The sequence below is a fragment of the Pseudomonas sp. PS02288 genome (assembly GCF_029959715.1).
In the GTDB taxonomy this organism is placed as follows: Bacteria; Pseudomonadota; Gammaproteobacteria; order Pseudomonadales; family Pseudomonadaceae; genus Pseudomonas_O; species Pseudomonas_O kuykendallii.
Genome location: NZ_JASCPA010000004.1, coordinates 25,602 through 49,559, shown reverse-complemented (window position 1 = coordinate 49,559; position 23,958 = coordinate 25,602). Strand labels below are relative to the sequence as shown.

The window sequence follows — 23,958 nt, the reverse complement described above, 5'->3', positions numbered from 1 at the left end:
GACGAGGCAGACGGAAGTAACTCAGTGCTTCTTCACATCGATTCGCGGGTCGACCAGCGGGATCACCAGGTCGGCCAGCAGGTTGCCGAGGACGATGGCCACCGCGGACACCGTGGTCACGCCGACGATCACCGGGATGTCCACCTGCTGGATCGCCTGCCAGGCGAGCTGGCCGATGCCCGGCCAGCCGAACACCGACTCGACCACCACCAGCCCGCCCATGAAGATGCCGATGTCGATGCCGACCATCGGGATCACCGGCACGATGGCGTTCGGCAGCACATGGCGGAACACCACGCGCACCCGGCTCAGGCCCTTGGCCCGCGCGGTGCGGATGAAGTCCTGGTGGAGCACCTCGATCATCGAGGAGCGCACCATCCGCGAGTACCAGCCGCTGCCGAGGATGCCCAGGGTCAGCGCCGGCAGCAGGATGTGACGGAACTCGCCGTAGCCGCCCATGGGGAACCAGTCCAGGCGCACGGCGAAGAAGTAGAGAAACAGCATCGCCGCGATGAACTGGGGCGAGGACACGCCGACGAAGGAAAAGGCCATCAGCAGGCGGTCGATGAAGCTGTCGCGCCTGAGCGCGGCGACGATGCCCAGGCCGATGCCGATCAGCAGTTCGAAGGCGATGCCCAGGCCCATCAGTTGCAGCGAGGGCACCAGCCGCGCGCCGATCAGCTCGGAAACCTGCGAGCGCTGGATGAACGAGCGCCCGAGGTCGCCGTGCAGCAGGCCTTTGAGGTACTGGAAGTACTGCTGGTAGAACGGCAGGTCGAGGCCCAGCTGGTGACGGATGTTGGCGACGATCTCCGGCGTGGCGCTGCGCCCGGCGATCTGCCTCGCTGGGTCGGCCGGCAGCATGAACAGCAGCAGGTAAGTGATCAGCGTGACGCCGAGCAGGATCAGGATCGAATAGACGACGCGGCGGGCGACGAAGGCGAACATCAGCTTCTCCCCTTGAGGGTCGGGTCGAGGGCATCGCGCAGCGCATCGCCGACCAGGTTGAACGCCAGCGACAACGCGACGATGGCCGCGCCGGGGAACAGCACCAGCCAGGGCGCCGAGGTGAAGTAGGTCTGGCTCTCGAAGATGATGTTGCCCCAGCTCGGCGTGGGCGGTTGCACGCCGACGCCGAGGAACGACAGCGTGGCTTCCAGCAGCACGGTGGTGGAAATCCCCAGCGTGGCCCAGACCAGGATGGTCGGCAGCAGATGAGGCAGCAGGTGCGAGAAGAGGATGCGCAGGCGGCTGGCGCCCAGGGTGCGCTCGACCTCGACGAAGTCCCGCGCGGCCAGCGCCACGGTCTCGGAATAGATCACCCGGGCGATCTGCACCCAGTTCACCATGGCGATCACCAGCGCGACGATCCATACGCTGGGTTGGAAGATCGCCGCCAGGGCGATCGCCAGCAGCAGCGCCGGGAAGGCCATCATCAGGTCGGTGAAGCGCATCAGCACGCTGCCCAGCCAGCCGCGGACGAAACCGGCGGTCAGCCCGACCAGGGTGCCGATCAGCACGGCGATGCCGTTCGCCAGCAGGCCGATGAACAGCGAGGTGCGCGCGCCGTAGAGCAGCCGCGAAAGCAGGTCGCGCCCGAGCAGGTCGGTGCCCATGCGGTAGGTGGCGTCCGGCGGCAGCGGCGCGCCTTCCAGCGACAGACCCTCGATGAACTGTTCGGACGGGTCGAAGGGCGCAGCCCAGGGGGCGAAGATCGCCAGCAGCACCACGGCGACGATAAACAGCAGCGAGATCGCCACCGACGGCCGTCGCAGCAGGGTTTTCAGCGTACTCATGAACGCCCCTCGTGGCGGTTAGCAATGGCGGCGCCGACCAGCTCGGCGCAGATGTCCTCGAGGCTGCGATTGAGCTCCATGGACAGCTTGCGGAGGTGCTCGTAGGCGCGGTTCTCGTCCAGCTCCCCCTCGACCATCAGCCGCGCCAGGGCCTGCGCCACCAGGCGCCGGCTGGCCACTTTCTCGGCCAGCGAACGGCTGCGCTGCTGTTCGGCGGCAAGGCGCTGGCGCAGCCCGATGGCCATCATCAGCGTGGTGTACACCGAGCCCTGGGTGATCGGCTTGTTGAGCATCGCCGTGGCGCCCAGCTCCAGCGCGCGCTGGATCTGCGACAGCGTCTCGTGCTGGGTCAGGGCGATGATCGGCAGGCCGGCGGCGTTGGCCTGCTCGACGATGCGCGGGCTGGCGAAGTGGTCCAGCTCGACCACCAGCGCGAGGACCTGCTCCAGCGCCTGCGGCGCGTCGGCCTGCAGTGCCTGCGAGGCGATGCCCAGACGCTGCAGGCTCTTCTGCAGCGCGGCCAGGCTGCGTTCGTCGCAATCCACCAGCAGCAGGCTCGCGCTGCCGAATGACGGGCGTTTGCTCAGGCTCATCGGATGATCCTCAGGTGCGGGCGCAGCGCCGTGCCGGGCGCTGCGCGAAACGGTTCGAGATCGGTCGCGGTGAGGTACGGATCGGCCTCCTGCATCAGGGTTTCGGCCTCCAGGACGGAGAAACGTTTGCCCTTGAGTTCGGCGATGTAGCTGGGCAGGCAGGCATGGTTGTTCTGCGCGGCGATCCGCAGCTCGCCGAGAATGGTCGCCACCGGCGCCGCGTAGAGCGCCTGGCAGACCGCCTCCGGGGTGTCGTCGCCGCTGCGCTGGCAGGCCTCGGCGAAGAGGTGCACGGCGGCGTAGGCGCAGGCGTAGTAGTGCGAATACGGGTGCAGCCCGTGCAAACGGCGCTGGCGCTGGCTGAAGGCCGGGTCGACCTCCTCGAAGAACGGTCCGCAGGAGAGCAGCCGCAGCGCGCGCATCTCGCCGACCCCGACCAGCTCGCCCTCGGTGAGGTTGCAGCTCAGCACCGGCAGGTTCAGGCCGCGGGCCAGGCAGGCGGCGTCCAGCTGGCGGAGGAAGGCGTGCGACGAGTCGCCGACCAGGTTGTTGAGGATGAACGCCGGCGGCGCCTGCAGCAGCGCCTCGACCACCTCGGCGAAGTGGGTTTCGCCCAGGTGGAAGTACTTCTCGCCCAGCACCTCGCCCTGCGCCACGCCGAGCACTTCGCGGGCGATGCGGTTGCTCTCCCAGCCCCACACGTAGTTCGAGCCGATCAGGTAGGCCTGCCTGCCGAACGCCTGCAACGCGTGGCGCAGCAGCGGGATCAGCGTCTGGTTCGGGCAACCGCCGAGGTAGAGGACGTTCTCGCTGCTCTCGAAGCCTTCGTAGGGGCATGGGTACCAGAGCAGCGTGCCACGCTGTTCGAGGTCGGGAATCAGCTCCTTGCGGCTGGCCGAGGTGATCGGCCCGAACACATGGCGGAGGCCTTCGCGATGCAGTTCGCCGAGCGCCTCGGCGTAGCGCTCCAGGCGTCCCTCGGGGTTGAGATGGCGCAGGCGCAGGTCGAAATCGAACGCCTGGCTCCGGTTGATCTCGGCGACCGCGTGTTCGATTCCCGCCAGGGCGTTCCGCCCCATGTGCCGGTAGGTGCCGCTGGTGGACAACAGGGCGCCGAAGGTCACTGTGCCGCGCATTATTCGCTCCGCAAAAAAAAACCTGAACGACCGTCGGAGGACAGTCGTTCAGGCTTCGTTACCTGTGCGCATCGAGGCGCTTGTGGGTTAAAGGCTGACAGGCCGGAGGCCCTGCTTTGCAATCACTGTAGAAAGATCCGTGCCAGGTTGTCACACCCGGCGTGATTTCTGGCGTCGGCCATCGGCCAGGCTGTGCCAGTGCCGCCAGCCTGCACCAGTATGGCGCAGCGACCCGAGCGATGCGCCGTCAGGAGGCACCACTCAGTAGAAACGCAGCAGCGGCAGCAGCAGCGCGATGAGGATGCCCACCAGGCTCATCGCCAGCGCGGCGAAGGCGCCGCACTCCTCGCCCTCCTCCAGCGCACGGGCGGTGCCGATGGCATGGGCGTTTATGCCGTAGCTCAGGCCGCGCGCCGCCGGATGGTCGACGCCCGCCCAGCGCAGCAGCGTCGGCCCCAGCGCGGTGCCGACGACGCCGGTGAGCATCACCAGCACCGCCGCCAGCGAGGCGTTGCCGCCCAGTTGCTCGGCCACCAGCATGGCGATCGGCATGGTCGCCGAACGCGGCGCCAGGCTCATCATCACCGACAGATCGGCGCCCAGCAGCCAGGCGATCAGCAGCGTCAGCGCCACCGTCAGGCTGCCGCCAACCAGCACGGTGATCAGAATCGGCCAGAACAACAGGCGGATGCGCCGCAGGTTGCGATACAGCGGCACCGCCAGGGCGACCGTCGCCGGACCGACCAGGATCGCCAGCGGCGCGGCGCCGGCGCGGTAGTCGGCGTAGTCGATACCGCAGACCAGCAACGCCCCGACCACCAGGATCACCGAGACCATCACCGGCTGCAGCACCAGCCAGCCGCTGCGCCGGTACAGCGCGTGGGCCAGCTGGAAGGCGATCAGGGTCAGCGCCAGGGAGAACAGCGGATGGCCGATCACCGCGCGGCTGGCGGCGTGCCAGTCGACGGCGCTCATCGCGATTCCTCGCGCTGCTCCAGGCGCCGCGTCAGGCGCTGCATCAGCCAGCCGCAGAACGGCACCGTGATCAGCAGCGAGATCACCAGCGCCGCCGAGATCGCCAGCAGGTTGCCGAGCAGCACGCGGCCGCTGTCGACGATTCCCGCCGCGGCCGGCACCAGCAGCAACGGCAGGTACAGCAGCAGCCCGCTGGCCGCCTGGTTCAGCGGCTCGCCCACCTCGCCGCGCAGCAACAGCAGGGCGAACAGCAGCAACATCCCGATGATCGGCCCCGGCAGCGCAGGTAACAGCAGGGCGTTCAACGCACTGCCGAGCAGTTGCAGCAGCACCAGCCAGGTCAGGCCTCTTAGCAGCATGGGCAATCCTCAATCACGGCGGCGGAACAGCGGCCGGGGTTCGATGGCGGAGCGGCCGTAGAGCACGCTCATCCCGGCCAGTCCCTTGAGTGCATCCTGCGCCGACTTGTCCTCGCGCACGGCGAAGGCGTCGAAACCGCACTGGCGCATGTGCGCGAGCTGGTCGCGCAGCACATCGCCGATCGCGCGCAACTCGCCGCTCCAACCCAGGCGCGTGCGCAACAGGTACGCCTGACTGTAGCCGCGTCCGTCGCGGAAGCTGGGGAAGTCTATGGCGATCAGCGGCAGCACCGCCAGCCAGGGCTGCAGCACCTCGACCTCGTCGTCGGGCGCCAGCCACAGGCCCTGCAGGCTGAAGCGCTCGCCCCGCAGCACCACCTCGTCCTGCGCCGCGCGCCAGCCGGCCAGCGGCAGGATCAGCCGCCCGGAAGGCCACGTCGCCGGGATTTCGCGCAGCAGTTGCCAGGGATCGTCGTCGCTCACGCGGGGCTGGCCCTCGACCAGCCGGATCAGGTTGTTCATGCCGGCACCGCCCGTTGCCGGTAGACGCATTCCTTGAACGGCTCCAGACCGATGCGCTCCAGGGTATCGACGAAGCGCTCTTCGCTCTCGCGGTAGGCGAGGTAGGTGCCGACCACCTTCTCGATCACCTCGGGAATGTCCGCCGCGTCAAACGACGGGCCGATCACCTTGCCCAGCGCGGCGTCACGACCCTGGGCGCCGCCGAGGGTGACCTGGTACCACTCGCTGCCGTTCTTGTCGACGCCGAGGATGCCGATGTTGCCGATGTGGTGGTGGCCGCAGGCGTTCATGCAGCCGGAGATGTTCAGGCTGATCTCGCCGATGTCGTGCAGGTAGTCGAGGTCCTCGAAACGCTTCTGGATCGCCTGCGCCACGGGGATCGACTTGGCGTTGGCCAGCGAGCAGTAGTCGCCGCCCGGACAGGCGATCACGTCGCTGAGCAGGCCGACGTTGGGCGTCGCCAGGCCCGCTTCGCGCGCCAGCAGCCAGAGGGCGTGCAGGTCGCGCTTGCGCACGTCGGGCAACACCAGGTTCTGCTCGTGGGCGATGCGGATTTCCGCGAAGCCGAAGCGCTCCGACCAGTCCGCCACGGCCTCCATCTGCGCCGCATGGACATCCCCCGGTGGCGCCGCCGCGCCGGGCTTGGTCGACAGCACCACGGACGCGTAACCCGGCACCTTGTGCGGGCGGACGTTGTGCTCGACCCAGCGGGCGAACGCCGGATCGCTCGCCAGTTGCGTGCCGAAGGCCAGATCGACGCTGCCCAGCGGCTGGTACTCCGGCGTGCGGAACGAGCGCGCGACGCGCTGGTATTCGGCGTCGGTCAGCTCGGCCGGGCCGTCCTTGATCTGCTGCCACTCGCGCTCGACTTCCTCGGCGAACGCCTCGATGCCCAGCGCTTTGACCAGGATCTTGATCCGTGCCTTGTACTTGTTGTCGCGCCGGCCGTGGCGGTTGTAGACCCGCAGCACGGCTTCGACATAGGACAGCAGGTGGCGCCAGGGCAGCGCCTCGCGAATCGGCTGGCTGAGGATCGGGGTGCGCCCGAGGCCGCCGCCGACCATCACCCGCAGGAGCATTTCGCCGTCTGCACCGCGATAGACGTAGAAGCCGATGTCGTGCATGCGGATCGCCGCGCGATCCTCCAGCGACGAGCACAGGGCGATCTTGAACTTGCGCGGCAGGAAGAGGAATTCGGGGTTCACCGTCGACCACTGGCGAAGGATTTCCGCCAGCGGGCGCGGGTCGATGATCTCGTCGGCGGCGACGCCGGCGAAAGCCTCGGTGGTGATGTTGCGCACGCAGTTGCCGGAGGTCTGGATGGCGTGCATGTCGACTTCGGCGAGGTGCTGCAGGATGTCCGGGGTCTGCGCCAGCTCGATCCAGTTGAACTGGATGTTCTGCCGCGTGGTGAAGTGCCCGTAGCCACGGTCGTAACGCCGGGCGATCAGCGCCAGCGTGCGCAACTGCGTGGCCGACAGCGTGCCGTAGGGAATCGCCACGCGCAGCATGTAGGCATGCTTCTGCAGGTACAGGCCGTTCTGCAGGCGCAGCGGAAGGAACTCCTCCTCGCTCAGCTCACCCTCGAGGCGGCGCGCCACCTGGTCGCGAAACTGCGCCACGCGTTCGTGGACCAGCGCCCGGTCATAGTCGTCGTACAGGTACATCCTGAGCATCCTCGCTACGTGCACCACACGCGACGCCGGCAGAACGGCTGCGCGGCCTCGGGCGGTGGGAACGTGACTATGCCTGCGCCGGCGAACGATAAAACAGCGGCAGATAAACCTGAAAAAAGCGGATCAGATGAAAAATTACAGTGCCACTCTGATAAGCAGACTCGACTTGACGATCCATCCCGGCCGCGACTGTCGCCCAATCATCTGATCCGTATTTCGATGATTTATCTGAGTCTGTTTAGTCAGCCGCGATCTTTCTACATTGGCGCCCCATCGGCCCCGAGAGGCCAGCTCGCAGAAAGGTCCCGCCATGCATGCCGCCACATCCTCCCCACAGGCCTACAACTACAAGGTCGTCCGCCAGTTCGCGGTGGCGACCGTCGTCTGGGGCGTGCTCGGCATGGCGCTGGGCGTTTTCATCGCCTCGCAGCTGGTCTGGCCGGAGCTGAACTTCGACACGCCATGGCTGAGCTTCGGCCGCCTGCGCCCGCTGCACACCAGCCTGGTGATCTTCGGCTTCGCCGGCAGCGCGCAGTTCGCTGCGAGCTACTACGCAGTACAGCGCACCTGCCAGGTCCGGCTGTTTTCCGACGGCCTGGCGAGCTTCACCTTCTGGGGCTGGCAGGCGGTGATCGTGATCCTGCTGGTCACGCTGCCGCAGGGCCTGACCACCACCAAGGAATACGCGGAAATCGAGTTCACCGGCGCGGTGTGGATGGCCATCGTCTGGGTCGCCTACGCGGTGGTCTTCTTCACCACCCTGGTGCGCCGCACCACGCCGCACCTGTACGTCGGCAACTGGTTCTTCGGCGCCTTCATCCTGGTCATCGCGATGCTGCACATCGTCAACCACGCGGCGATTCCGGTGAGCGCGTTCAAGTCCTACTCGCTCTACGCCGGCGCCACCGACGCGATGGTGCAGTGGTGGTACGGGCACAACGCGGTGGGGTTCTTCCTCACCACCGGTTTCCTCGGGATGATGTACTACTTCGTCCCCAAGCAGACCGGCCGCCCGGTGTACTCGTACCGGCTGTCCATCGTGCATTTCTGGGCGCTGATCAGCCTGTACATCTGGGCCGGCCCGCACCACCTTCACTACACCGCGTTGCCGGACTGGGCACAGAGCCTGGGCATGGCGATGTCGATCATTCTACTGGCGCCGAGTTGGGGCGGCATGATCAACGGGATGATGACGCTCTCCGGCTCCTGGCATAAGTTGCGCACCGACCCGATCCTGCGCTTCCTCGTGGTCTCGCTGGCGTTCTACGGGATGTCCACCTTCGAGGGTCCGATGATGGCGATCAAGACCGTCAACGCCCTCTCCCACTACACCGACTGGACCATCGGTCACGTGCATGCCGGCGCGCTCGGCTGGGTGGCGATGATCACCTTCGGCTCGCTGTATCACCTGATCCCGCGGGTCTACGGCCGCGACGGCATGCACAGCACGGCGCTGATCAACCTGCACTTCTGGCTGGCCACCATCGGCACGGTGCTCTACATCGCTTCGATGTGGGTCAACGGCATCACCCAGGGCCTGATGTGGCGCGCGGTGAACGAGGACGGCACCCTCACCTACTCCTTCGTCGAGGCGCTGCAGGCCAGCCATCCGGGCTTCATCGTGCGCATGGCCGGCGGGCTGTTCTTCCTCAGTGGCATGCTGCTGATGGCCTATAACGTCTGGCGTACCGTGCGCGGCGCATCGCCCGAGCGGGTCGACGCCTTCGCCCATTCGGCCTGAGGATCAACCATGACGGAATGGCTGTGGAGCCTGGCGGTACTGACGCTGTTCTACCTGGCGGTGCAGCTCAGCCTGCGCGGCCGCAGCGCCGAAGACATCGACGAGGCGACGCAGCTGCCGTTCGCCGATGATCCATACCTGCAACAGCGCATGCGCTGGCAGGCCAGCCGCGAACGCGAACACGGGAAAGAGCGCAGGTAACGAAGCGCCGGGCTCACGAGGCCGGCGCGAGAAGAAAGGAGTTTGCGCAAGGCAGAAACGAAAAAAGCGGCCAATGGCCGCTTTCTCGTAGCTTCAAGGTGTTCAGTGGGCCTTGAAGCGAATATGGCGCAGCGGACGGGACTCGAACCCGCGACCCCCGGCGTGACAGGCCGGTATTCTAACCGACTGAACTACCGCTGCGCATTACCTCGAGTGGTGGGTGATGACGGGATCGAACCGCCGACCCTCTGCTTGTAAGGCAGATGCTCTCCCAGCTGAGCTAATCACCCTTGCTCTCGAAGTGGGGCGCATTCTAGAGAGGCATCCCTACCTTGGCAAGTCCTTTCAGTAATTTTTTTTTGCTTCTTTTCCAATGGCTTAGCAAAACGGCCGGCGACGGGCGAGTTTCCTCCCTGGAGCTCTTCACCCGGCGTTCGGCGCGCCGGCTGCCACCGGGGATTTCCCCGGAACCGGCAGGCGGACAAACACCTTTGTGCTTGGCCTGAACCGCGCGGAACGGAATAATGGGCGTTTTGCGTCTGGAGAGACTCCCTGCCATGTGGTTCCGCAACCTGCTCGTCTATCGCCTCACCCAGGACATTCCCCTCGACGCCGAAACCCTGGAAACCGCCCTCGCGGAAAAACTCGCACGCCCCTGCGCCAGCCAGGAAATCGCCACCTACGGTTTCATCCCGCCGTTCGGCAAGGGCGATGACGCGCCGCTGGTCCACGTCAGCCAGGACTTCCTGCTGGTCGCCGCACGCAAGGAAGAGCGCATCCTGCCGGGCTCGGTGGTCAAGGACGCGCTGAAGGACAAGGTCGACGAGATCGAAGCCGAGCAGATGCGCAAGGTCTACAAAAAGGAACGCGACCAGATCAAGGACGAGATCGTCCAGGCCTTCCTGCCGCGCGCCTTCATCCGCAAATCCGCCACCTTCGCCGCCATCGCGCCCAAGCAGGGCCTGATCCTGGTGGACGCCGCCAGCCCGAAACGCGCCGAAGACCTGCTCTCCACGCTGCGCGAAGTGCTCGGCTCGCTGCCGCTGCGCCCGCTGAGCGTGAAGGTTGCACCGACCGCCACCATGACCGAATGGGTCAAGACCCAGGAAGCCGCCACCGACTTCTATGTGCTCGACGAGTGCGAGCTGCGCGACACCGAGGAAGACGGCGGCGTGGTGCGCTGCAAGCGCCAGGACCTGACCAGCGACGAAATCCAGCTGCACCTGTCCTCCGGCAAGCTGGTGACCCAGCTGTCCCTGGCCTGGCAGGACAAGCTGTCGTTCGTCCTCGACGACAAGATGGTGATCAAACGCCTGCGCTTCGAAGCCTTGCTGCAGGATCAGGCCGAACAGGACGGTGGCGACGAAGCCCTCGGCCAGCTCGACGCCAGCTTCACCCTGATGATGCTGACCCTGGTGGATTTCCTGCCGCAGCTGTTCGAAGCCCTCGGCGGCGAAGAACTGCCCCAGGCGGTCTGATCCACGGCACGCCGGGCGCCCAGCGCCCGGTAGCGGCTCGCTATAACAAGAACGTCCCGAGGTTTCTTCCGCATGCGCGCCCTTGCCGCCCTCAGCCGCTTCGTCGGCAACAGCTTCGCCCTCTGGGTGCTGGCGTTCGCCCTGCTGGCGTTCTTCTTCCCGGATGCCTTCAAGCCGCTCGCGGTGGCCATCGTGCCGCTGCTCGGGCTGGTGATGTTCGGCATGGGCCTGACGCTAAAGGCCGCGGACTTCGCCGAGGTCGTGCGCCACCCGTGGCGCGTGCTGCTCGGCGTGGTGGCGCATTTCGTGATCATGCCGGGCATGGCCTGGCTGCTCTGCGCGCTGCTGCAGCTGCCGGCGGAAATCGCCGTCGGGGTGATCCTGGTCGGCTGCTGCCCGAGCGGTACGGCGTCCAACGTGATGACCTGGCTGTCGCGCGGCGACCTGGCGCTGTCGGTGGCGATCGCCGCCGTCACCACCCTGCTCGCCCCGCTGCTGACGCCGGCGCTGATCTGGCTGCTGGCCTCGGCCTGGCTGCCGGTGTCCTTCGCCGCGCTGTTCTGGTCGATCCTGCAGGTCGTGCTGCTGCCGATCGCCGTCGGGGTGATCGCCCAGCGCCTGCTCGGCCCGCGCGTGCAGCGGGTCGAGGAGGTGCTGCCGCTGATTTCGGTGGTCAGCATCGTGATCATCGTCGCCGCCGTGGTCGCCGCCAGCCAGGCGAAGATCGCCGAATCCGGCCTGCTGATCATGGCCGTGGTGATCCTCCACAACGGCTTCGGCTTCCTCCTCGGCTACTTCACCGCGCGCCTGTTCGGCCTGCCATTGGCGCAGCGCAAGTCGCTGGCGCTGGAAGTCGGCATGCAGAACTCCGGCCTCGGCGCGGCCCTGGCCAGCGCGCATTTCTCGCCCCTGGCGGCGGTACCCAGCGCGCTGTTCAGCGTCTGGCACAACATGTCCGGCGCACTGCTCTCGACCTGGTTCCGGCGCATGCCGGAAGACGCCGAAAAGCGCTGATCGCCAGGCGCAAGGCTTGGGTACTCGACTCCGCCTGGTGGGTTATGCGGGCGATGATTCGAGGTAAGCCCTCGGCTCCGCCGGTGCCGCTAACCCACCCTACGTTTTCGCGTTCATCCGCAAGAATGTCTGGAACCGCTACAGAGCCGTAGGGTGGGCTTCAGCCCACCGCCGCCCTCAGGCATCGGCGCATCGCGTGGGCTAAAGCCCCCCCGACGCCTCCCCCCCCCACCGCCAAGAATCCGTCAGCCCAGCGCCCCGCTGCTGCGCAGCACCTCGATGTGCTCCGCCGCGTAGCCCAGCTCGCGCAACACCTCGTCGGTATGCGCTCCGAGCGCCGCACCGATATGGCGTGGCTCGGGCAGACCGGCGGAAAACCTGATCGGGCAGCCGATCTGCCGCTGCGCCGGCGCGCCTTCGCGCGGCACCTCGACCACCAGCTCGCGCGCCTTGATCTGCGGATGCTCGACGGCCTCGGAGAGCGGCAGCACCGGCTCGACGCAGGCATCGACGGCGGCGAACAGCGCGCTGCACTCGGCGAAGTCGCGGCGCTCGATCTCGATGGCAATCTCGCGCTTCAGCGCCCGCTGCACGTCGGGGTCCGGCGACAGGCCGCGCGGCGCCAGCTCCGGCCGGCCGAGCGCTGCGCAGAAGGCCTGCATGAATGCCGGCTCGAGGCTGCCGACGGAAAACCAGCGGCCATCGCGGGTGCGGTAGTGGTCATAGAAACTGCCGCCGTTCAGCGCCTGGCTTTCCAGCCCGGGCTCGACGCCGCAGGCGAGATAGCCGGCGCCGGCCATGCCATTCAGGGCGAATGCGCAGTCGGTCATGCTGATGTCGACCTGCTGCCCTTCCCCGCTGTGCTGGCGCTGGATCACCGCGGCGAGCAGCCCGAGCGCGCCATGCAGCGAGCCGCCGGCGAGGTCGGCGACCTGCATGCCCAGCGGCAGCGGGCCGCTGTCGGCGCGCCCGGTGTAGCTGGCGAGGCCGGACAGCGCCAGGTAGTTGATGTCGTGCCCGGCGCGCTCGCGGTACGGCCCGGTCTGCCCGTAGCCGGTGATCGAGACATAGATCAGCGCCGGATTTACCGCCTTCAGCGCGGCGTAGCCGACGCCCAGGCGATCCATCACCCCGGGACGGAACTGCTCGAGGACGATGTCGTAGTCCAGCACCAGGCGCTTGACCAGTTCCACCGCCTCCGGCCGCTTGAGGTCGAGGCCGATGCTGCGCTTGTTGCGGTTGAGGTAGGCGTGGCTGGCCGAAGTGTCGCCGTCGTGCGGCGGCAACGCGCGAACCAGGTCCAGCCGCCCGGGCGATTCCACGCGCAGCACCTCGGCGCCCATGTCGGCCAGCAGCAACGAGGCGAACGGCCCCGGCAGAAGGGTGGAGAAATCGAGGATCTTCAGTGACGACAGCGGTCCTTTCATCCTGGCTCCATTTTCTTGTTGGTCTGCCTGCAGCGTAAGGGTGGCGGGCGATGCGCTCAATGACGCCAGCGCTCGAGCCGATTGACGCAATCCGCCAGGCGAAAAAAAGCCCGCCAGGCGGCGGGCTTTTCATTGAGCAGCGCTCGAAAGATACGCGACTCAGACCTGCAGTGCCTTGCTCTGGTCGGGCGTTTCGCCCAGCAGCTCGTCCGGGGTGCCGCGACCGTGCAGCTCGTCGTCCAGGGCTTTCTCGTCCAGCTGCTTGCACCACTTGGCGACGACGATGGTCGCCACGCCGTTGCCGACCAGGTTGGTGAGCGCGCGGGCTTCGGACATGAAGCGGTCGATACCGAGGATCAGCGCCAGGCCTGCAACCGGCAGATGACCGACGGCGGACAGGGTGGCGGCGAGCACGATGAAGCCGCTACCGGTGACGCCGGCGGCGCCCTTGGAGGCGATCAGCAGCACGATCAGCAGAGTGATCTGGTGGCTGATATCCATCGGCGTGTCGGTGGCCTGGGCGATGAACACCGCGGCCATGGTCAGGTAGATGGAGGTGCCGTCGAGGTTGAACGAGTAACCGGTGGGGATCACCAGGCCGACCACGGACTTGTTGGCGCCGAGTTTTTCCATCTTGGCGATCATGCGCGGCAGCGCCGATTCCGAGGAGGAGGTACCCAGCACGATCATCAGCTCTTCACGGATGTACTTGATGAACTTGATGATGCTGAAACCATGGGCGCGGGCAATGGCGCCCAGCACCACCAGCACGAAGAGCAGGCAGGTGATGTAGAAGCAGGCCATCAGCTGACCCAGCTGCACCAGCGAACCGACGCCGTACTTGCCGATGGTGAAGGCCATGGCGCCGAAGGCACCGATGGGCGCGACCTTCATGATCACGTTGATGATGTTGAAGAAGATGTGCGAGATGCGCTCGATGAAGTCGAACACCGGACGGCCGCGCTCGCCCAGGCGATGCAGGGCGTAGCCGAAGAGTACGGAGAAGAACAGCACCTGGAGGATGTCGCCGTTGGCGAAGGCGCCGACCACGGTCCCCGGAATCACGTTCATCAGGAAGTCGATGGTGCTCTGCTTCTCGCCGGCAGCGGCGTAGGCCGCGATACCCGAGGTGTCCAGCGAGGCCGGATCGACGTGCATGCCGACGCCGGGCTGGGCGACGTTGACCACGACCAGGCCGATGATCAGGGCGATGGTGGAAACGATCTCGAAGTACAGCAGCGCCATGCCGCCGGTCTTGCCGACCGCTTTCATGCTCTGCATGCCGGCGATGCCGGTGACCACGGTGCAGAAGATGATGGGGGCGATGACCATTTTGATCAGTTTCACGAATCCGTCGCCCAGCGGCTTCATCGCCGCGCCGGTCTGCGGATAGAAGTGGCCGAGCAGAATGCCGATGGCGATTGCCACCAGGACCTGGACATAGAGACTTTTGTAGAAGGGCTGACGAGTCATGGAAGGTTCCCGGGCGTCGCACTGCCTGGAGCAGCGCACACCTCTGACTGAGGTTTTATGATTGTTGGCCCCGGGCGCGCCGGGTGTCAGCCTTATCGCAAGCGCTGTGCCAATTCCTCATCAAGCCTTTTCCCCTTTAAATTCAACGACTTAATAAACAATAACTGCCGCCTGCGCGTTTGGAGATGGCGGAAACCCGCCCTTTGCCTGGCGACAACCCGCCCGGATGGCGGCTTTTCGCCACTCGCCCTCGCCAGGCCGCCACGCTTGTGAGGCATCCGGTCGCGCTCTACCATCGGCGCGCACCGGAACGAGGGAAGCGCCTTGCGCGAACGCACGATTTCCAATCATTTCGTCCGCGCAGCGCTGCGTGGGGTGGAACGCCGCGGCCTGGCGCCCGACGCCCTGCTGCTCGGCGCCGGCATCCCGCCGGCGCTGCTCAAACAGCCGCGTGCGCGCATCGCGCCGGAGCAGTTCGCCCGCCTGGTGCAGTTGCTCTGGGAAGTGCTCGACGACGAATACCTCGGCCTCGGCAACCAGCCGAGCAAGCGCGGCACCTTCGCCATGATGGGCCACGCCATCATCCATTGCCGCAACCTGGAAAAGGCCCTGCAGCGCGGCGCCCTCTTCTATGGCCTGTTCCCCGGCGCGCCGGGCATCCGTCTGCAGCGCGAGGGCGAGCAGGTTCGCCTGTCGGTGGACGCCATCGGCGACTGGGACGCCGAGCACTTCCTGCTGGAAAGCCTGCTGGTGATCTGGCATCGCCTGGGCAGTTGGCTGATCGGCCAGCGCATCCGCCTCGATGAAGTGACCTTCAGCTATCCGGGGCCCGCGCACCACGCCGAGTACGACCTGCTGTTCCCCTGCCCGCATCGTTTCGAGGCGGCCGCCAACAGTCTGCTGTTCAACGCCCGCTACCTGGCCATGCCGCTGCTGCAGGACGAGCGCACGCTCAAGCGCTTTCTCCTGCATTCGCCGGCCGACCTGCTGGCCAGGCCGGATGGCGGCGACAGCCTGACCAGCCGCATCCGCCGCCTGCTCGGCCGCGAGTGCGAACACTGGCCGGACCTCGACAGCATCGCCCGCCAGTTGCACATGAGCCCGCAGACGCTGCGCCGCCACCTGCACGAGGAAGGCACCAGCTTCCAGGAACTCAAGGACCACTTGCGCCGCGACCTGGCGATCTACCAGTTGGGCAGCGATCTGCCGATCCAGCGCATCGCCGAGCGCCTGGGCTTTTCCGAGCCGTCGGCGTTCCATCGCGCGTTCAAGAAGTGGACCGGCCTTACCCCGGGCGCCTACCGCGCGCAGGAAAGCTGAGCCGTCGCCAGGCGCCTCGCTTCACAGGCGCGGCATTTCGACCTAGGCTTGGGCGCTCGACAACCAAGGAACCTGCCATGCGCACTTGCCTGCTCGGCCTGCTGATGCTCTTCAGCGGCCTCTCGTTCGCCGCCATCAAGACCCAGGAAATCCCCTACGAAAGCGCCGACGGCACCAAGCTCATCGGCTACTTCGCCTATGACGATGCCATCGAAGGCCCGCGCCCCGGCGTGATGGTGGTTCACGAATGGTGGGGGCTGAACGACTACGCCAAGCGCCGCGCACGCGATCTCGCCGGCCTCGGCTACGCCGCCCTGGCCATCGACATGTATGGCGGCGGCAAGAACACCGAGCATCCCAAGGACGCCCTCGCCTTCATGCAGGCGGCCACCGCGGATGCCGCGGCGAGCAAGGCGCGCTTCCTCGCCGGCCTCGACCTGATCAAGGCGCAGCCGCAGACGGATGCCAAACAGATCGCCGCGATCGGCTACTGCTTCGGCGGCAAGGTGGTGCTGGACATGGCCCGCCAGGGCGTCCCGCTGCTCGGCGTGGTGAGCTTCCACGGCGCCCTGGTGCCGGCCGTCCCGGCGACCAAGGGCAGCATCAAGGCGCGCATCCTGGTCGAGCACGGCGAGGCCGACAGCATGGTCACGCCCGAGCAGGTCGCCGCGTTCAAGGAAGAGATGGACGACGCCGACGCCGATTACGATTTCGTCAGCCTGCCCGGCGCCAAGCACGGTTTCACCAACCCCGATGCGGACCGCCTGAGCCATGGCGAGCACGGCGGGCCGGACATCGGCTATCAGAAGGAAGCCGACGAGAATTCCTGGGCCGACATGAAATCCTTCCTCAAGGGGGTGTTCGATTAGCCGCCGCGCCACCACCGGCCCGCGCCCGCCGCGGGCGCGGTTTTCGCAAACAGGTCGCCGCCGGCAACCAGGCTGCGGCAGAATAGCCGCATGACTTCCTACTCCCCCCGGCTTCCCGCCTGCTGCCCGACACTGACCGCCGACTGGCCGTTTCCCACCGTGCTGCCCGGCCTTTCGCTGGTGAAGGCCGCGTTCGATGCCGAGCGGCTCGAACTCGCCGACTTCGCCCGCTGCGGCATCGTCCCGCCCTCGAACATCCTCGGCGCCATCGCCAAGCGCAAGGCCGAGTTCCTCGCCGGGCGCCTGTGCGCGCGCGAAGCGCTGGCACATATGCGCGGCAGCGCGGAAACGCCGAGGGTGGCCGAGGACGGCGCGCCGCAGTGGCCAGCCGGCACCTGCGGTTCGATCACCCACAGCAAGGGCTGGGCCGCCGCTATCGTCGGTGAAAGCCAGCGCTGGCGAGGCCTTGGCCTGGACGCCGAAGTGCCGCTCACCGACGTGCGCGCGCAGCGCCTGTGCAGCGAAATCCTCACCGAGGCCGAGCAGCAGCGCCTGGCCCCCGGCGACTGCTCCCTCGCGGTAACGCTGACCTTCTCGCTCAAGGAATGCCTGTACAAGGCGCTCTATCCGCTGGTGCACAAGAACTTCTATTTCCAGGATGCCGAAGTGCTGCGCTGGGACGAGCAGGGCCATGCGCGCCTGCGCTTGCTCAAGACGCTCTCGCCGGAATGGCACGTTGGCGTCGAACTGGACGGCCAGTTCACCCTGGTCGACGGGCGCCTGCTCAGCCTGGTGGCCGTCGAAGCCTGACCTTGCGCGCTACGGCGTGCGCTCCTCCTGCTCCTGGCGCAACGGCCAGACCAGGCTGAAACAGGCGCCGCCAAGGCTTTCGCTGCGACCGATCTGGGCGCGGCCGGCGTGCCAGTAGATGATCCTGCGAACGATCGAAAGCCCCAGGCCATGCCCGCCCGACGCGCGGGTACGGCTGTCGTCGAGGCGCAGGAAGGGCGTGAAGATGCGCTCCCAGGCGTCCTCGGGAACACCGGGGCCGTCGTCCTCCACATCTATACGGCAACGCCGCGGCCCCGCCCTGAAACTCACCCGCACCCGAGACTCGGCGTGGCGCAGGGCGTTGGTCACCAGGTTCTGCAAGGCGCGGTGCAGATAGCGCGCCTCGGCCTCCACCCGCACGCCCACCGCGCTGGGCGCGTCGCGCTCCAGCCGCACCCCGGGGCGCAGCGGAGCCAGCTCGCCGATCACCTGGTCGAGCAACGCATCGATGTCCAGCAGCTGGAAATTCAGCGCCGGCGAACCCTGCTCCAGGCGCGCGTAGGTGAGCATCTCGTCCACCAGGCGGTCGAGGTCCTGGATATCGCCGTCCATGCCATCCATGTACTTGCGCCGCGCCTGTTCGGTTTCCGCGTCGCCGATCATCTCCAGGCCGAAGCGCAGCCGCGCCACCGGCGTGCGCAGCTCGTGGGACACCGCCCGGACCATCTCGCGCTGCACCGACAGCAGCCGCTGCAGATGTTCCGCCATGCCGTTGAACGCCGCGGCCAGGCGCCCCACCGAATCGGCGCCGCCGGCCGGCACGCGCGCCTCCAGGTTGCCGCCGGCGATACGCGTGGCGGCCGCCTCCAGGCCGCGCAGGCGCTGCTCCAACTGGCGCACCAGCAGGTACACGGCGAGCCCGATCAGGCTCAGACCGAGCAGCCCGATCAGCATCAGCAGCTGCGGCGGATAGGGATTCATCTGGTACAGCGGGCCGATTTCCAGCAACCAGGGTGTGTTGACCATGCCGGCGAACACGCGGATCGAATCGCCGCCCTTGCCCAGCGCCATCACCGTGTCGCCCTCGTCGATCCGGCGGCGCTGGTCGGCGTCCAGATCGGCACTGTCCAGCGGGCGCAGGCTGAGGTCGAAACCGAACTGCTTGGCCTGCTTCAGCTCGGCCAGCCGGCTCGGCTGCTCGGCCGGCGGGTAATGCACCAGCTCGTCCATCAGCAGGTAGACGGTGGCGCGCGCCAGTTGCTCGCTGATCTGCCCGACCTCGCTGGTGAGCATCACCCCTTCGGCGTCGCTGATCAGGCTGAAGATCTTCGCCGCGTGCGGCCCGGTCTGCTCCACCAGCACCTGGCCGTGCAGCAGGCGGGCACGCTCGCGGCTGTCCAGCGAGGTGTCGAGCAGCGGCTGGATCTCCAGCGGAATGCCCAGCAGGCGCCCCCACAACGCGGTGGAACGGCGGCGCTCGACGTCGCTCATCGGCGCCAGGTTGTCGGCCATCAGGCGGAAGGTGCCGCGCGCGAGGTTCTCGCGGTACTGGTCGCTGCGCACCTTGTTGACCAGATGCACCGTCGCGAAGCCGAGCAGCGCCACGAGGACGATGGCCGCGAGCATGCCGCCGTAGATGCGCAGGAAGATCGAGTTCAGCGCGGCGCCCCGCCGCGCGCGGCTCACGACCACGGATCGCTGCTCAGCAGGCCGTAGTGTTCGGTGTCGATGAAGCGCTCGTCCTTCAGCTCGCCGTCGCGGCGCGTGCCCTCATGGCGGAAACCGACGCGTTCGAGCAGGCAGCGGCTGGCGAGGTTGTCGGTATCCACCACCGCCTCGATGCGATGGATGCGCATGGCGTCGAATGCATGCCGCAGGATCGGCGGCAGGCATTCGCTCATCACGCCGCAGCGCCAGTGTTCGGGCATCAGCCAGTAGCCCAGCTCGATGCGCCGGTGGCTCGGCGACCAGTCGTTGAAGCCGCAGGCGCCGATCAGTTGGTCCGGCGCCTCGCGAAAGGCGATGCCCCACCAGAGCCCGCTCTGCTGTTCCTGCAGGTCGCGGTACCAGTCCATCTGCGTCTGGGTTTCGTCCAGCGAACGGTAGGACACGCCGTAATAGCGGATCACGTCCGGGTTGGACAGCCCGCGGAACACCGCGTCGATGTCGCGCTGTTCGATCTCGCGAAGCAGAAAGCGCGCGGTAGTGAAGGTGGGAAACATGGCACAACCTCTTCTGGGCCTGTCCGGCGTATCGAGCAGCCTAGCGCATGTCCTCGGCCGCCTCGCGGACGAACAGGTAGCCCTTGCTGCGCACGGTCTTGATCAGCCGCGGATGCATCGGATCGTCGCCGATCTTCGGCCGGATTCGCGAGATGCGCACGTCGATGGAACGATCCTGGCCGTCGTACTCGATGCCGCGCAAGGCATTGAAGATTTCCTCGCGCGAGAGGATGCGCCCGGCATTGAAGGCCAGCAGCCAGAGCAGGTCGAACTCGGCGCTGGTCAGCTCGATTCCGCGCCCGGCCAGCCAGGCCTCACGCATCGCGTTGTCGATCACCAACGGGCCGAACTCCAGGCGCCGCTGGTTCTCCGCGACGGGCTCGGCGCTACCCTCGCGGCGGCGCAGCAGGGCGCGGATACGCGCCAGCAGCACGCGCGGGCGCACCGGCTTGCACACGTAGTCGTCGGCGCCGGTTTCCAGGCCCTGCACTTCGTCCATGTCGTCGGTGCGCGCGGTGAGCATGAGGATCGGCCCGTCGAACTCGCCGCGCACCTTGCGGCAGATGCTCAGGCCGTCCTCGCCCGGCAGCATCAGGTCGAGCACCACCAGCGCCGGGCGCTCGCGAAGAATGCGTGCCGCCGCCTTGGCCCCGTCGGCCTCGATGGCGACGCTCAAGCCGTGGCCTTCCAGGTATTCGCGGGTCAACTCCGCCAGCCGCCGGTCGTCTTCGACGATCAAGATGTCCTGCTGCACCACGCTCTCCTCAGGGCTCCGGCTGACCGGATCGGCCGGCATTGTAGCAACGCCGCGGGGCGGATACAGGCAACGCTGTAAAACACAAGATGTAGTGGTCGCCTCGTCGAAGAAAAAAACTTCTGCCTGCGTAAAATCACCGCTGAGGCTCGACAGGCGGCGCAGCCCACCAACCACGCTGCCTGCGCCCGGTTACCCACGTTCCACCCACAATCCACGCACACGTTATCCACAGGTTTTGCCGGTTGATCAAACGCCCCTGACGCTCTATCTTGTATGCCGACAAAACAAACCCACTACATCTTGGGTTTACAACGAAGCCTTGCACTATTCAAGCGGTCCCGGAACGAAGCGTCGTACAGCCTCGGAATCCGCAGGCCGAAACGCTTTTCAGCAACCCTTTCGGCCGTTATCAGAAGGCCGGACCCTGAGTCAACGGCATTCTCATGCCGTCAGCGGTCGTAGTGTCGGCCCAATCGGGCAACACTAGGGGTTGTGGTCGCGAGCGTACCCGCGACCAAGGACTTACGAGCCAGGAAGGCACTTGAGTCGCGCCTTTTTCCTGCTCCGATCGTGTTTTCCACCGGTTAGCTGGCTGTACCGGGCGGAGAACGCATTTGGTTAAAAAGCGAACAGACGCGACGACAAGTGTCCAAACCAATTAGAAACGTGGAGACCCTCATGCAGATCGACACCCCACACGAGAAACCGCAGGCCACTGCTCCCCAAGCCGTCGAAGGCTCGCAGGACCTGAGTTCCACCGCCCCCGGCCAACTGCGCGTGATCAAGCGTAACGGCACCGTCGTCGCCTACACCGACGACAAGATCACCGTGGCCATCACCAAGGCGTTTCTCGCTGTGGAAGGCGGCACCGCCGCCGCCTCGTCGCGCATCCACGACACCGTGCGCCGCCTGACCGAGCAGGTCAGCGCCACCTTCAAGCGCCGCATGCCGTCCGGCGGCACCATCCATATCGAAGAGATCCAGGATCAGGTCGAACTGGCCCTGATGCGCGCCGGCGAGCAGAAAGTCGCCCGCGACTACGTGATCTACCGCGAAGCCCGCAGCCAGGAGCGCAAGCGCGGCGTCGCCGACGCCCCGGCCGTGGCCCACCCGAGCATCCGCGTGACCAAGGCCGACGGCAGCCTCTCGCCGCTGGACCTGGGCCGCCTGCAGACCATCGTCCGCGAAGCCTGCGAAGGCCTCGCCGAAGTCGATGGCGCACTGATCGAAAAAGACACCCTGAAGAACCTCTACGACGGCGTCGCCGAGAAGGACGTCAACACCGCCCTGGTGATGACCGCGCGCACCCTCGTCGAGCGCGAGCCGAACTACTCCTACGTCACCGCCCGCCTGCTGATGGACACCCTGCGTGCCGAAGGCCTGGGCTTCCTCGGCGTGGCCGAGAGCGCCACCCACCACGAGATGGTCGACCTGTACGCCAAGGCGCTGCCGGCCTACGTCGACAAGGGCGTCGAGTTCGAGCTGCTCGACCCGAAACTGAAGACCTACGACCTGGCCAAGCTGGGCGCCGCGATCCAGCACGAACGCGACCAGCAGTTCACCTACCTGGGCCTGCAGACCCTCTACGACCGCTACTTCATCCACAAGGATGGCGTGCGCTTCGAGCTGCCGCAGATCTTCTTCATGCGCGTCGCCATGGGCCTGGCCATCGAAGAACCGAAGAACCGCGAAGAGCGCGCCATCGAGTTCTACAACCTGCTCTCGTCGTTCGACTACATGTCCTCGACGCCGACCCTGTTCAACGCCGGCACCCTGCGTCCGCAGCTCTCCAGCTGCTACCTGACCACCGTGCCGGACGACCTGTCGGGCATCTATAGCGCCATCCACGACAACGCCATGCTGTCCAAATTCGCCGGCGGCCTGGGCAACGACTGGACTCCGGTGCGCGCGCTGGGCTCCTACATCAAGGGCACCAACGGCAAATCCCAGGGCGTCGTGCCCTTCCTGAAGGTGGTCAACGACACCGCCGTCGCGGTGAACCAGGGCGGCAAGCGCAAGGGCGCGGTCTGTGCCTACCTGGAAACCTGGCACATGGACATCGAAGAGTTCATCGAGCTGCGCAAGAACACCGGTGACGACCGTCGCCGCACCCACGACATGAACACCGCGAACTGGATTCCCGACCTGTTCATGAAGCGCGTCTTCGACGACGGCCAGTGGACCCTGTTCTCGCCCAGCGAAGTACCCGACCTGCACGACCTCACCGGTAAGGCCTTCGAGGAGCGCTACGAGTACTACGAAGCCATGGCCGGCTACGGCAAGATCAAGCTGCACAAGACCATCGCCGCCAAGGACCTGTGGCGCAAGATGCTCTCCATGCTCTTCGAGACCGGCCACCCGTGGCTGACCTTCAAGGACCCGTGCAACCTGCGCAGCCCGCAGCAGCACGTGGGCGTGGTGCACAGCTCGAACCTCTGCACCGAGATCACCCTGAACACCAACAAGGACGAGATCGCCGTGTGCAACCTGGGTTCGGTGAACCTGGTGAACCACATCGTCGACGGCAAGCTGGACCTGGCCAAGGTCGAGAAGACCGTGAAGACCGCCGTGCGCATGCTCGATAACGTCATCGACATCAACTACTACTCGGTGCCGCAGGCGAAGAACTCCAACTTCAAGCACCGCCCGGTCGGCCTCGGCATCATGGGCTTCCAGGACGCGCTGTACCTGCAGCACATCCCGTACGCCTCCGAAGCCGCCGTCGAGTTCGCCGACAAGTCGATGGAAGCCATCAGCTACTTCGCCATCCAGGCCTCCTGCGATCTGGCCGACGAGCGCGGCAGCTACGAAACGTTCCAGGGTTCGCTGTGGAGCAAGGGCATCCTGCCGCTGGACTCGCAGCAGATCCTCATCGAGGCGCGTGGCCAGAAGTACATCGACGTCGACCTGACCGAGTCGCTGGACTGGGCGCCGCTGCGTGCCCGCGTGCAGAAAGGCATCCGCAACTCGAACATCATGGCCATCGCACCGACCGCCACCATCGCCAACATCACCGGCGTGTCGCAGTCGATCGAACCGACCTACCAGAACCTCTACGTGAAATCGAACCTCTCGGGCGAATTCACCGTGATCAACCCGTACCTGGTCCGCGACCTCAAGGCCCGCGCCCTGTGGGACTCGGTGATGATCAACGACCTGAAGTACTACGACGGCTCGCTGCAGCAGATCGAACGCGTTCCGCAGGAACTCAAAGACCTGTACGCCACCGCCTTCGAAGTGGAAACCAAGTGGATCGTCGACGCCGCCAGCCGCCGCCAGAAATGGATCGACCAGGCCCAGTCGCTGAACCTCTACATCGCCGGCGCCTCGGGCAAGAAGCTCGACGTGACCTACCGCATGGCCTGGTACCGTGGCCTGAAAACCACCTACTACCTCCGTGCCCTGGCCGCGACCAGCACCGAGAAATCCACCGTGACCACCGGCAAGCTGAACGCCGTATCCAGTGGCCAGGTGGAAGGCCTGCAGGCTGCCCCGGCAGCCGAGCCGAAGCCGGCGCCGGTGCCGCAGGCGTGCAGCATCGATAATCCGGACTGCGAAGCCTGCCAGTAAGTAGGTAATCCGCGGCTCCCAGAGCGGACCCCGCGTCGTTGCGCGGCGGTCCGGCCCC

At 66.5% G+C, this 23,958-nt stretch carries 21 protein-coding genes and 2 tRNA genes; 8 read left to right on the top strand and 15 right to left on the bottom strand.

What is annotated here, in order from left to right; genetic code table 11:
* Positions 1–21 precede the first annotated feature (21 nt).
* From QMX85_RS03320 to QMX85_RS03285, 8 genes are all read right to left on the bottom strand, one after another.
* Positions 22–948: an ABC transporter permease gene (locus tag QMX85_RS03320; RefSeq protein ID WP_282338781.1), complete on the bottom strand. Its 927-nt coding sequence runs from the start codon at positions 946–948 to the stop codon at positions 22–24.
* A complete protein-coding gene (locus tag QMX85_RS03315) occupies positions 948–1,796 on the bottom strand; it encodes an ABC transporter permease (protein ID WP_090231533.1) in 849 nt (282 codons plus the stop codon). Before QMX85_RS03315 ends, QMX85_RS03320 begins: the two co-directional genes overlap by 1 nt.
* Positions 1,793–2,389, bottom strand: a complete 597-nt coding sequence (locus tag QMX85_RS03310; RefSeq protein ID WP_282338780.1) for an ANTAR domain-containing protein — start codon at positions 2,387–2,389, stop codon at positions 1,793–1,795. Before QMX85_RS03310 ends, QMX85_RS03315 begins: the two co-directional genes overlap by 4 nt.
* On the bottom strand, positions 2,386–3,525 hold the full coding sequence (locus tag QMX85_RS03305) for a transporter substrate-binding protein (protein ID WP_282338778.1): 1,140 nt from the start codon (positions 3,523–3,525) through the stop codon (positions 2,386–2,388). The genes QMX85_RS03310 and QMX85_RS03305 overlap by 4 nt, the downstream gene beginning before the upstream one ends.
* A gap of 261 nt (positions 3,526–3,786) precedes the next feature.
* Positions 3,787–4,500 carry an LrgB family protein gene (locus QMX85_RS03300; protein ID WP_282338777.1) on the bottom strand — a complete coding sequence of 238 codons (714 nt, stop codon included), beginning with the start codon at positions 4,498–4,500 and terminating at the stop codon, positions 3,787–3,789.
* The gene (locus QMX85_RS03295; RefSeq protein WP_282338775.1) at positions 4,497–4,859 is read right to left on the bottom strand and encodes a CidA/LrgA family protein; all 363 of its coding nucleotides are present in this window, start codon (positions 4,857–4,859) and stop codon (positions 4,497–4,499) included. The genes QMX85_RS03300 and QMX85_RS03295 overlap by 4 nt, the downstream gene beginning before the upstream one ends.
* 9 nt (positions 4,860–4,868) lie before the next feature.
* The gene (locus QMX85_RS03290; protein WP_282338773.1) at positions 4,869–5,381 is read right to left on the bottom strand and encodes a DUF934 domain-containing protein; all 513 of its coding nucleotides are present in this window, start codon (positions 5,379–5,381) and stop codon (positions 4,869–4,871) included.
* On the bottom strand, positions 5,378–7,048 hold the full coding sequence (locus QMX85_RS03285; RefSeq protein WP_282338771.1) for a nitrite/sulfite reductase: 1,671 nt from the start codon (positions 7,046–7,048) through the stop codon (positions 5,378–5,380). Before QMX85_RS03285 ends, QMX85_RS03290 begins: the two co-directional genes overlap by 4 nt.
* A gap of 319 nt (positions 7,049–7,367) precedes the next feature.
* Between QMX85_RS03285 and ccoN the strand changes: the two genes are divergently transcribed.
* Both ccoN and QMX85_RS03275 read left to right on the top strand, forming a co-directional pair.
* On the top strand, positions 7,368–8,798 hold the full coding sequence (gene ccoN, locus QMX85_RS03280; RefSeq protein ID WP_282338770.1) for a cytochrome-c oxidase, cbb3-type subunit I: 1,431 nt from the start codon (positions 7,368–7,370) through the stop codon (positions 8,796–8,798).
* 9 nt (positions 8,799–8,807) lie between these two features.
* Positions 8,808–8,999, top strand: a complete 192-nt coding sequence (locus QMX85_RS03275) for a hypothetical protein (protein WP_282338769.1) — start codon at positions 8,808–8,810, stop codon at positions 8,997–8,999.
* 124 nt (positions 9,000–9,123) lie between these two features.
* Here QMX85_RS03275 and QMX85_RS03270 read toward each other — a convergent pair.
* Together QMX85_RS03270 and QMX85_RS03265 are read right to left on the bottom strand one after the other, a co-directional pair.
* Positions 9,124–9,200: transfer RNA gene (locus QMX85_RS03270), tRNA-Asp, on the bottom strand.
* Between the two features lie 13 nt (positions 9,201–9,213).
* Positions 9,214–9,289, bottom strand: a tRNA-Val gene (locus tag QMX85_RS03265).
* Between the two features lie 267 nt (positions 9,290–9,556).
* Here QMX85_RS03265 and rdgC point away from each other — a divergent pair.
* Both rdgC and QMX85_RS03255 read left to right on the top strand, forming a co-directional pair.
* Entirely contained in the window at positions 9,557–10,477 is a 921-nt protein-coding gene (gene rdgC, locus QMX85_RS03260) for a recombination-associated protein RdgC (RefSeq protein WP_273229572.1), read from the top strand.
* 72 nt (positions 10,478–10,549) lie between these two features.
* Complete coding sequence (locus tag QMX85_RS03255; RefSeq protein ID WP_282338767.1) at positions 10,550–11,491, top strand: bile acid:sodium symporter family protein; 942 nt, start codon at positions 10,550–10,552, stop codon at positions 11,489–11,491.
* A 245-nt stretch (positions 11,492–11,736) separates the two neighbouring features.
* On the opposite strand, the gene QMX85_RS03250 is transcribed toward QMX85_RS03255, so the two are convergent.
* Positions 11,737–12,918 (bottom strand): CaiB/BaiF CoA-transferase family protein, encoded by a 1,182-nt coding sequence (locus QMX85_RS03250; RefSeq protein ID WP_282338765.1) that lies wholly within the window; start codon positions 12,916–12,918, stop codon positions 11,737–11,739.
* A gap of 159 nt (positions 12,919–13,077) precedes the next feature.
* Positions 13,078–14,391, bottom strand: a complete 1,314-nt coding sequence (locus tag QMX85_RS03245) for a dicarboxylate/amino acid:cation symporter (protein WP_282338764.1) — start codon at positions 14,389–14,391, stop codon at positions 13,078–13,080.
* A 324-nt stretch (positions 14,392–14,715) separates the two neighbouring features.
* Here QMX85_RS03245 and QMX85_RS03240 point away from each other — a divergent pair, with 324 nt between their 5' ends.
* The 3 genes from QMX85_RS03240 (at position 14,716) to QMX85_RS03230 (ending at position 17,390) form a co-directional block, all read left to right on the top strand.
* On the top strand, positions 14,716–15,711 hold the full coding sequence (locus tag QMX85_RS03240) for an AraC family transcriptional regulator (protein WP_282338763.1): 996 nt from the start codon (positions 14,716–14,718) through the stop codon (positions 15,709–15,711).
* A gap of 77 nt (positions 15,712–15,788) precedes the next feature.
* A complete protein-coding gene (locus tag QMX85_RS03235; protein ID WP_282338762.1) occupies positions 15,789–16,580 on the top strand; it encodes a dienelactone hydrolase family protein in 792 nt (263 codons plus the stop codon).
* Between the two features lie 90 nt (positions 16,581–16,670).
* On the top strand, positions 16,671–17,390 hold the full coding sequence (locus tag QMX85_RS03230; RefSeq protein WP_282338761.1) for a 4'-phosphopantetheinyl transferase superfamily protein: 720 nt from the start codon (positions 16,671–16,673) through the stop codon (positions 17,388–17,390).
* Positions 17,391–17,399: 9 nt separating this feature from the next.
* On the opposite strand, the gene QMX85_RS03225 is transcribed toward QMX85_RS03230, so the two are convergent.
* From QMX85_RS03225 to QMX85_RS03215, 3 genes are read right to left on the bottom strand one after another with little or no spacing between them, the layout of a single operon-like run.
* Entirely contained in the window at positions 17,400–19,010 is a 1,611-nt protein-coding gene (locus tag QMX85_RS03225; protein WP_282338870.1) for an ATP-binding protein, read from the bottom strand.
* Positions 19,011–19,033: 23 nt separating this feature from the next.
* Positions 19,034–19,573: a GNAT family protein gene (locus QMX85_RS03220; RefSeq protein WP_282338760.1), complete on the bottom strand. Its 540-nt coding sequence runs from the start codon at positions 19,571–19,573 to the stop codon at positions 19,034–19,036.
* A 40-nt stretch (positions 19,574–19,613) separates the two neighbouring features.
* Positions 19,614–20,327 (bottom strand): winged helix-turn-helix domain-containing protein, encoded by a 714-nt coding sequence (locus QMX85_RS03215; protein WP_282338759.1) that lies wholly within the window; start codon positions 20,325–20,327, stop codon positions 19,614–19,616.
* 681 nt (positions 20,328–21,008) lie between these two features.
* On the opposite strand from QMX85_RS03215, the gene QMX85_RS03210 reads away from it, so the two are divergent.
* Positions 21,009–23,900, top strand: a complete 2,892-nt coding sequence (locus QMX85_RS03210) for a ribonucleoside-diphosphate reductase subunit alpha (RefSeq protein ID WP_282338758.1) — start codon at positions 21,009–21,011, stop codon at positions 23,898–23,900.
* Positions 23,901–23,958: the final 58 nt, after the last annotated feature.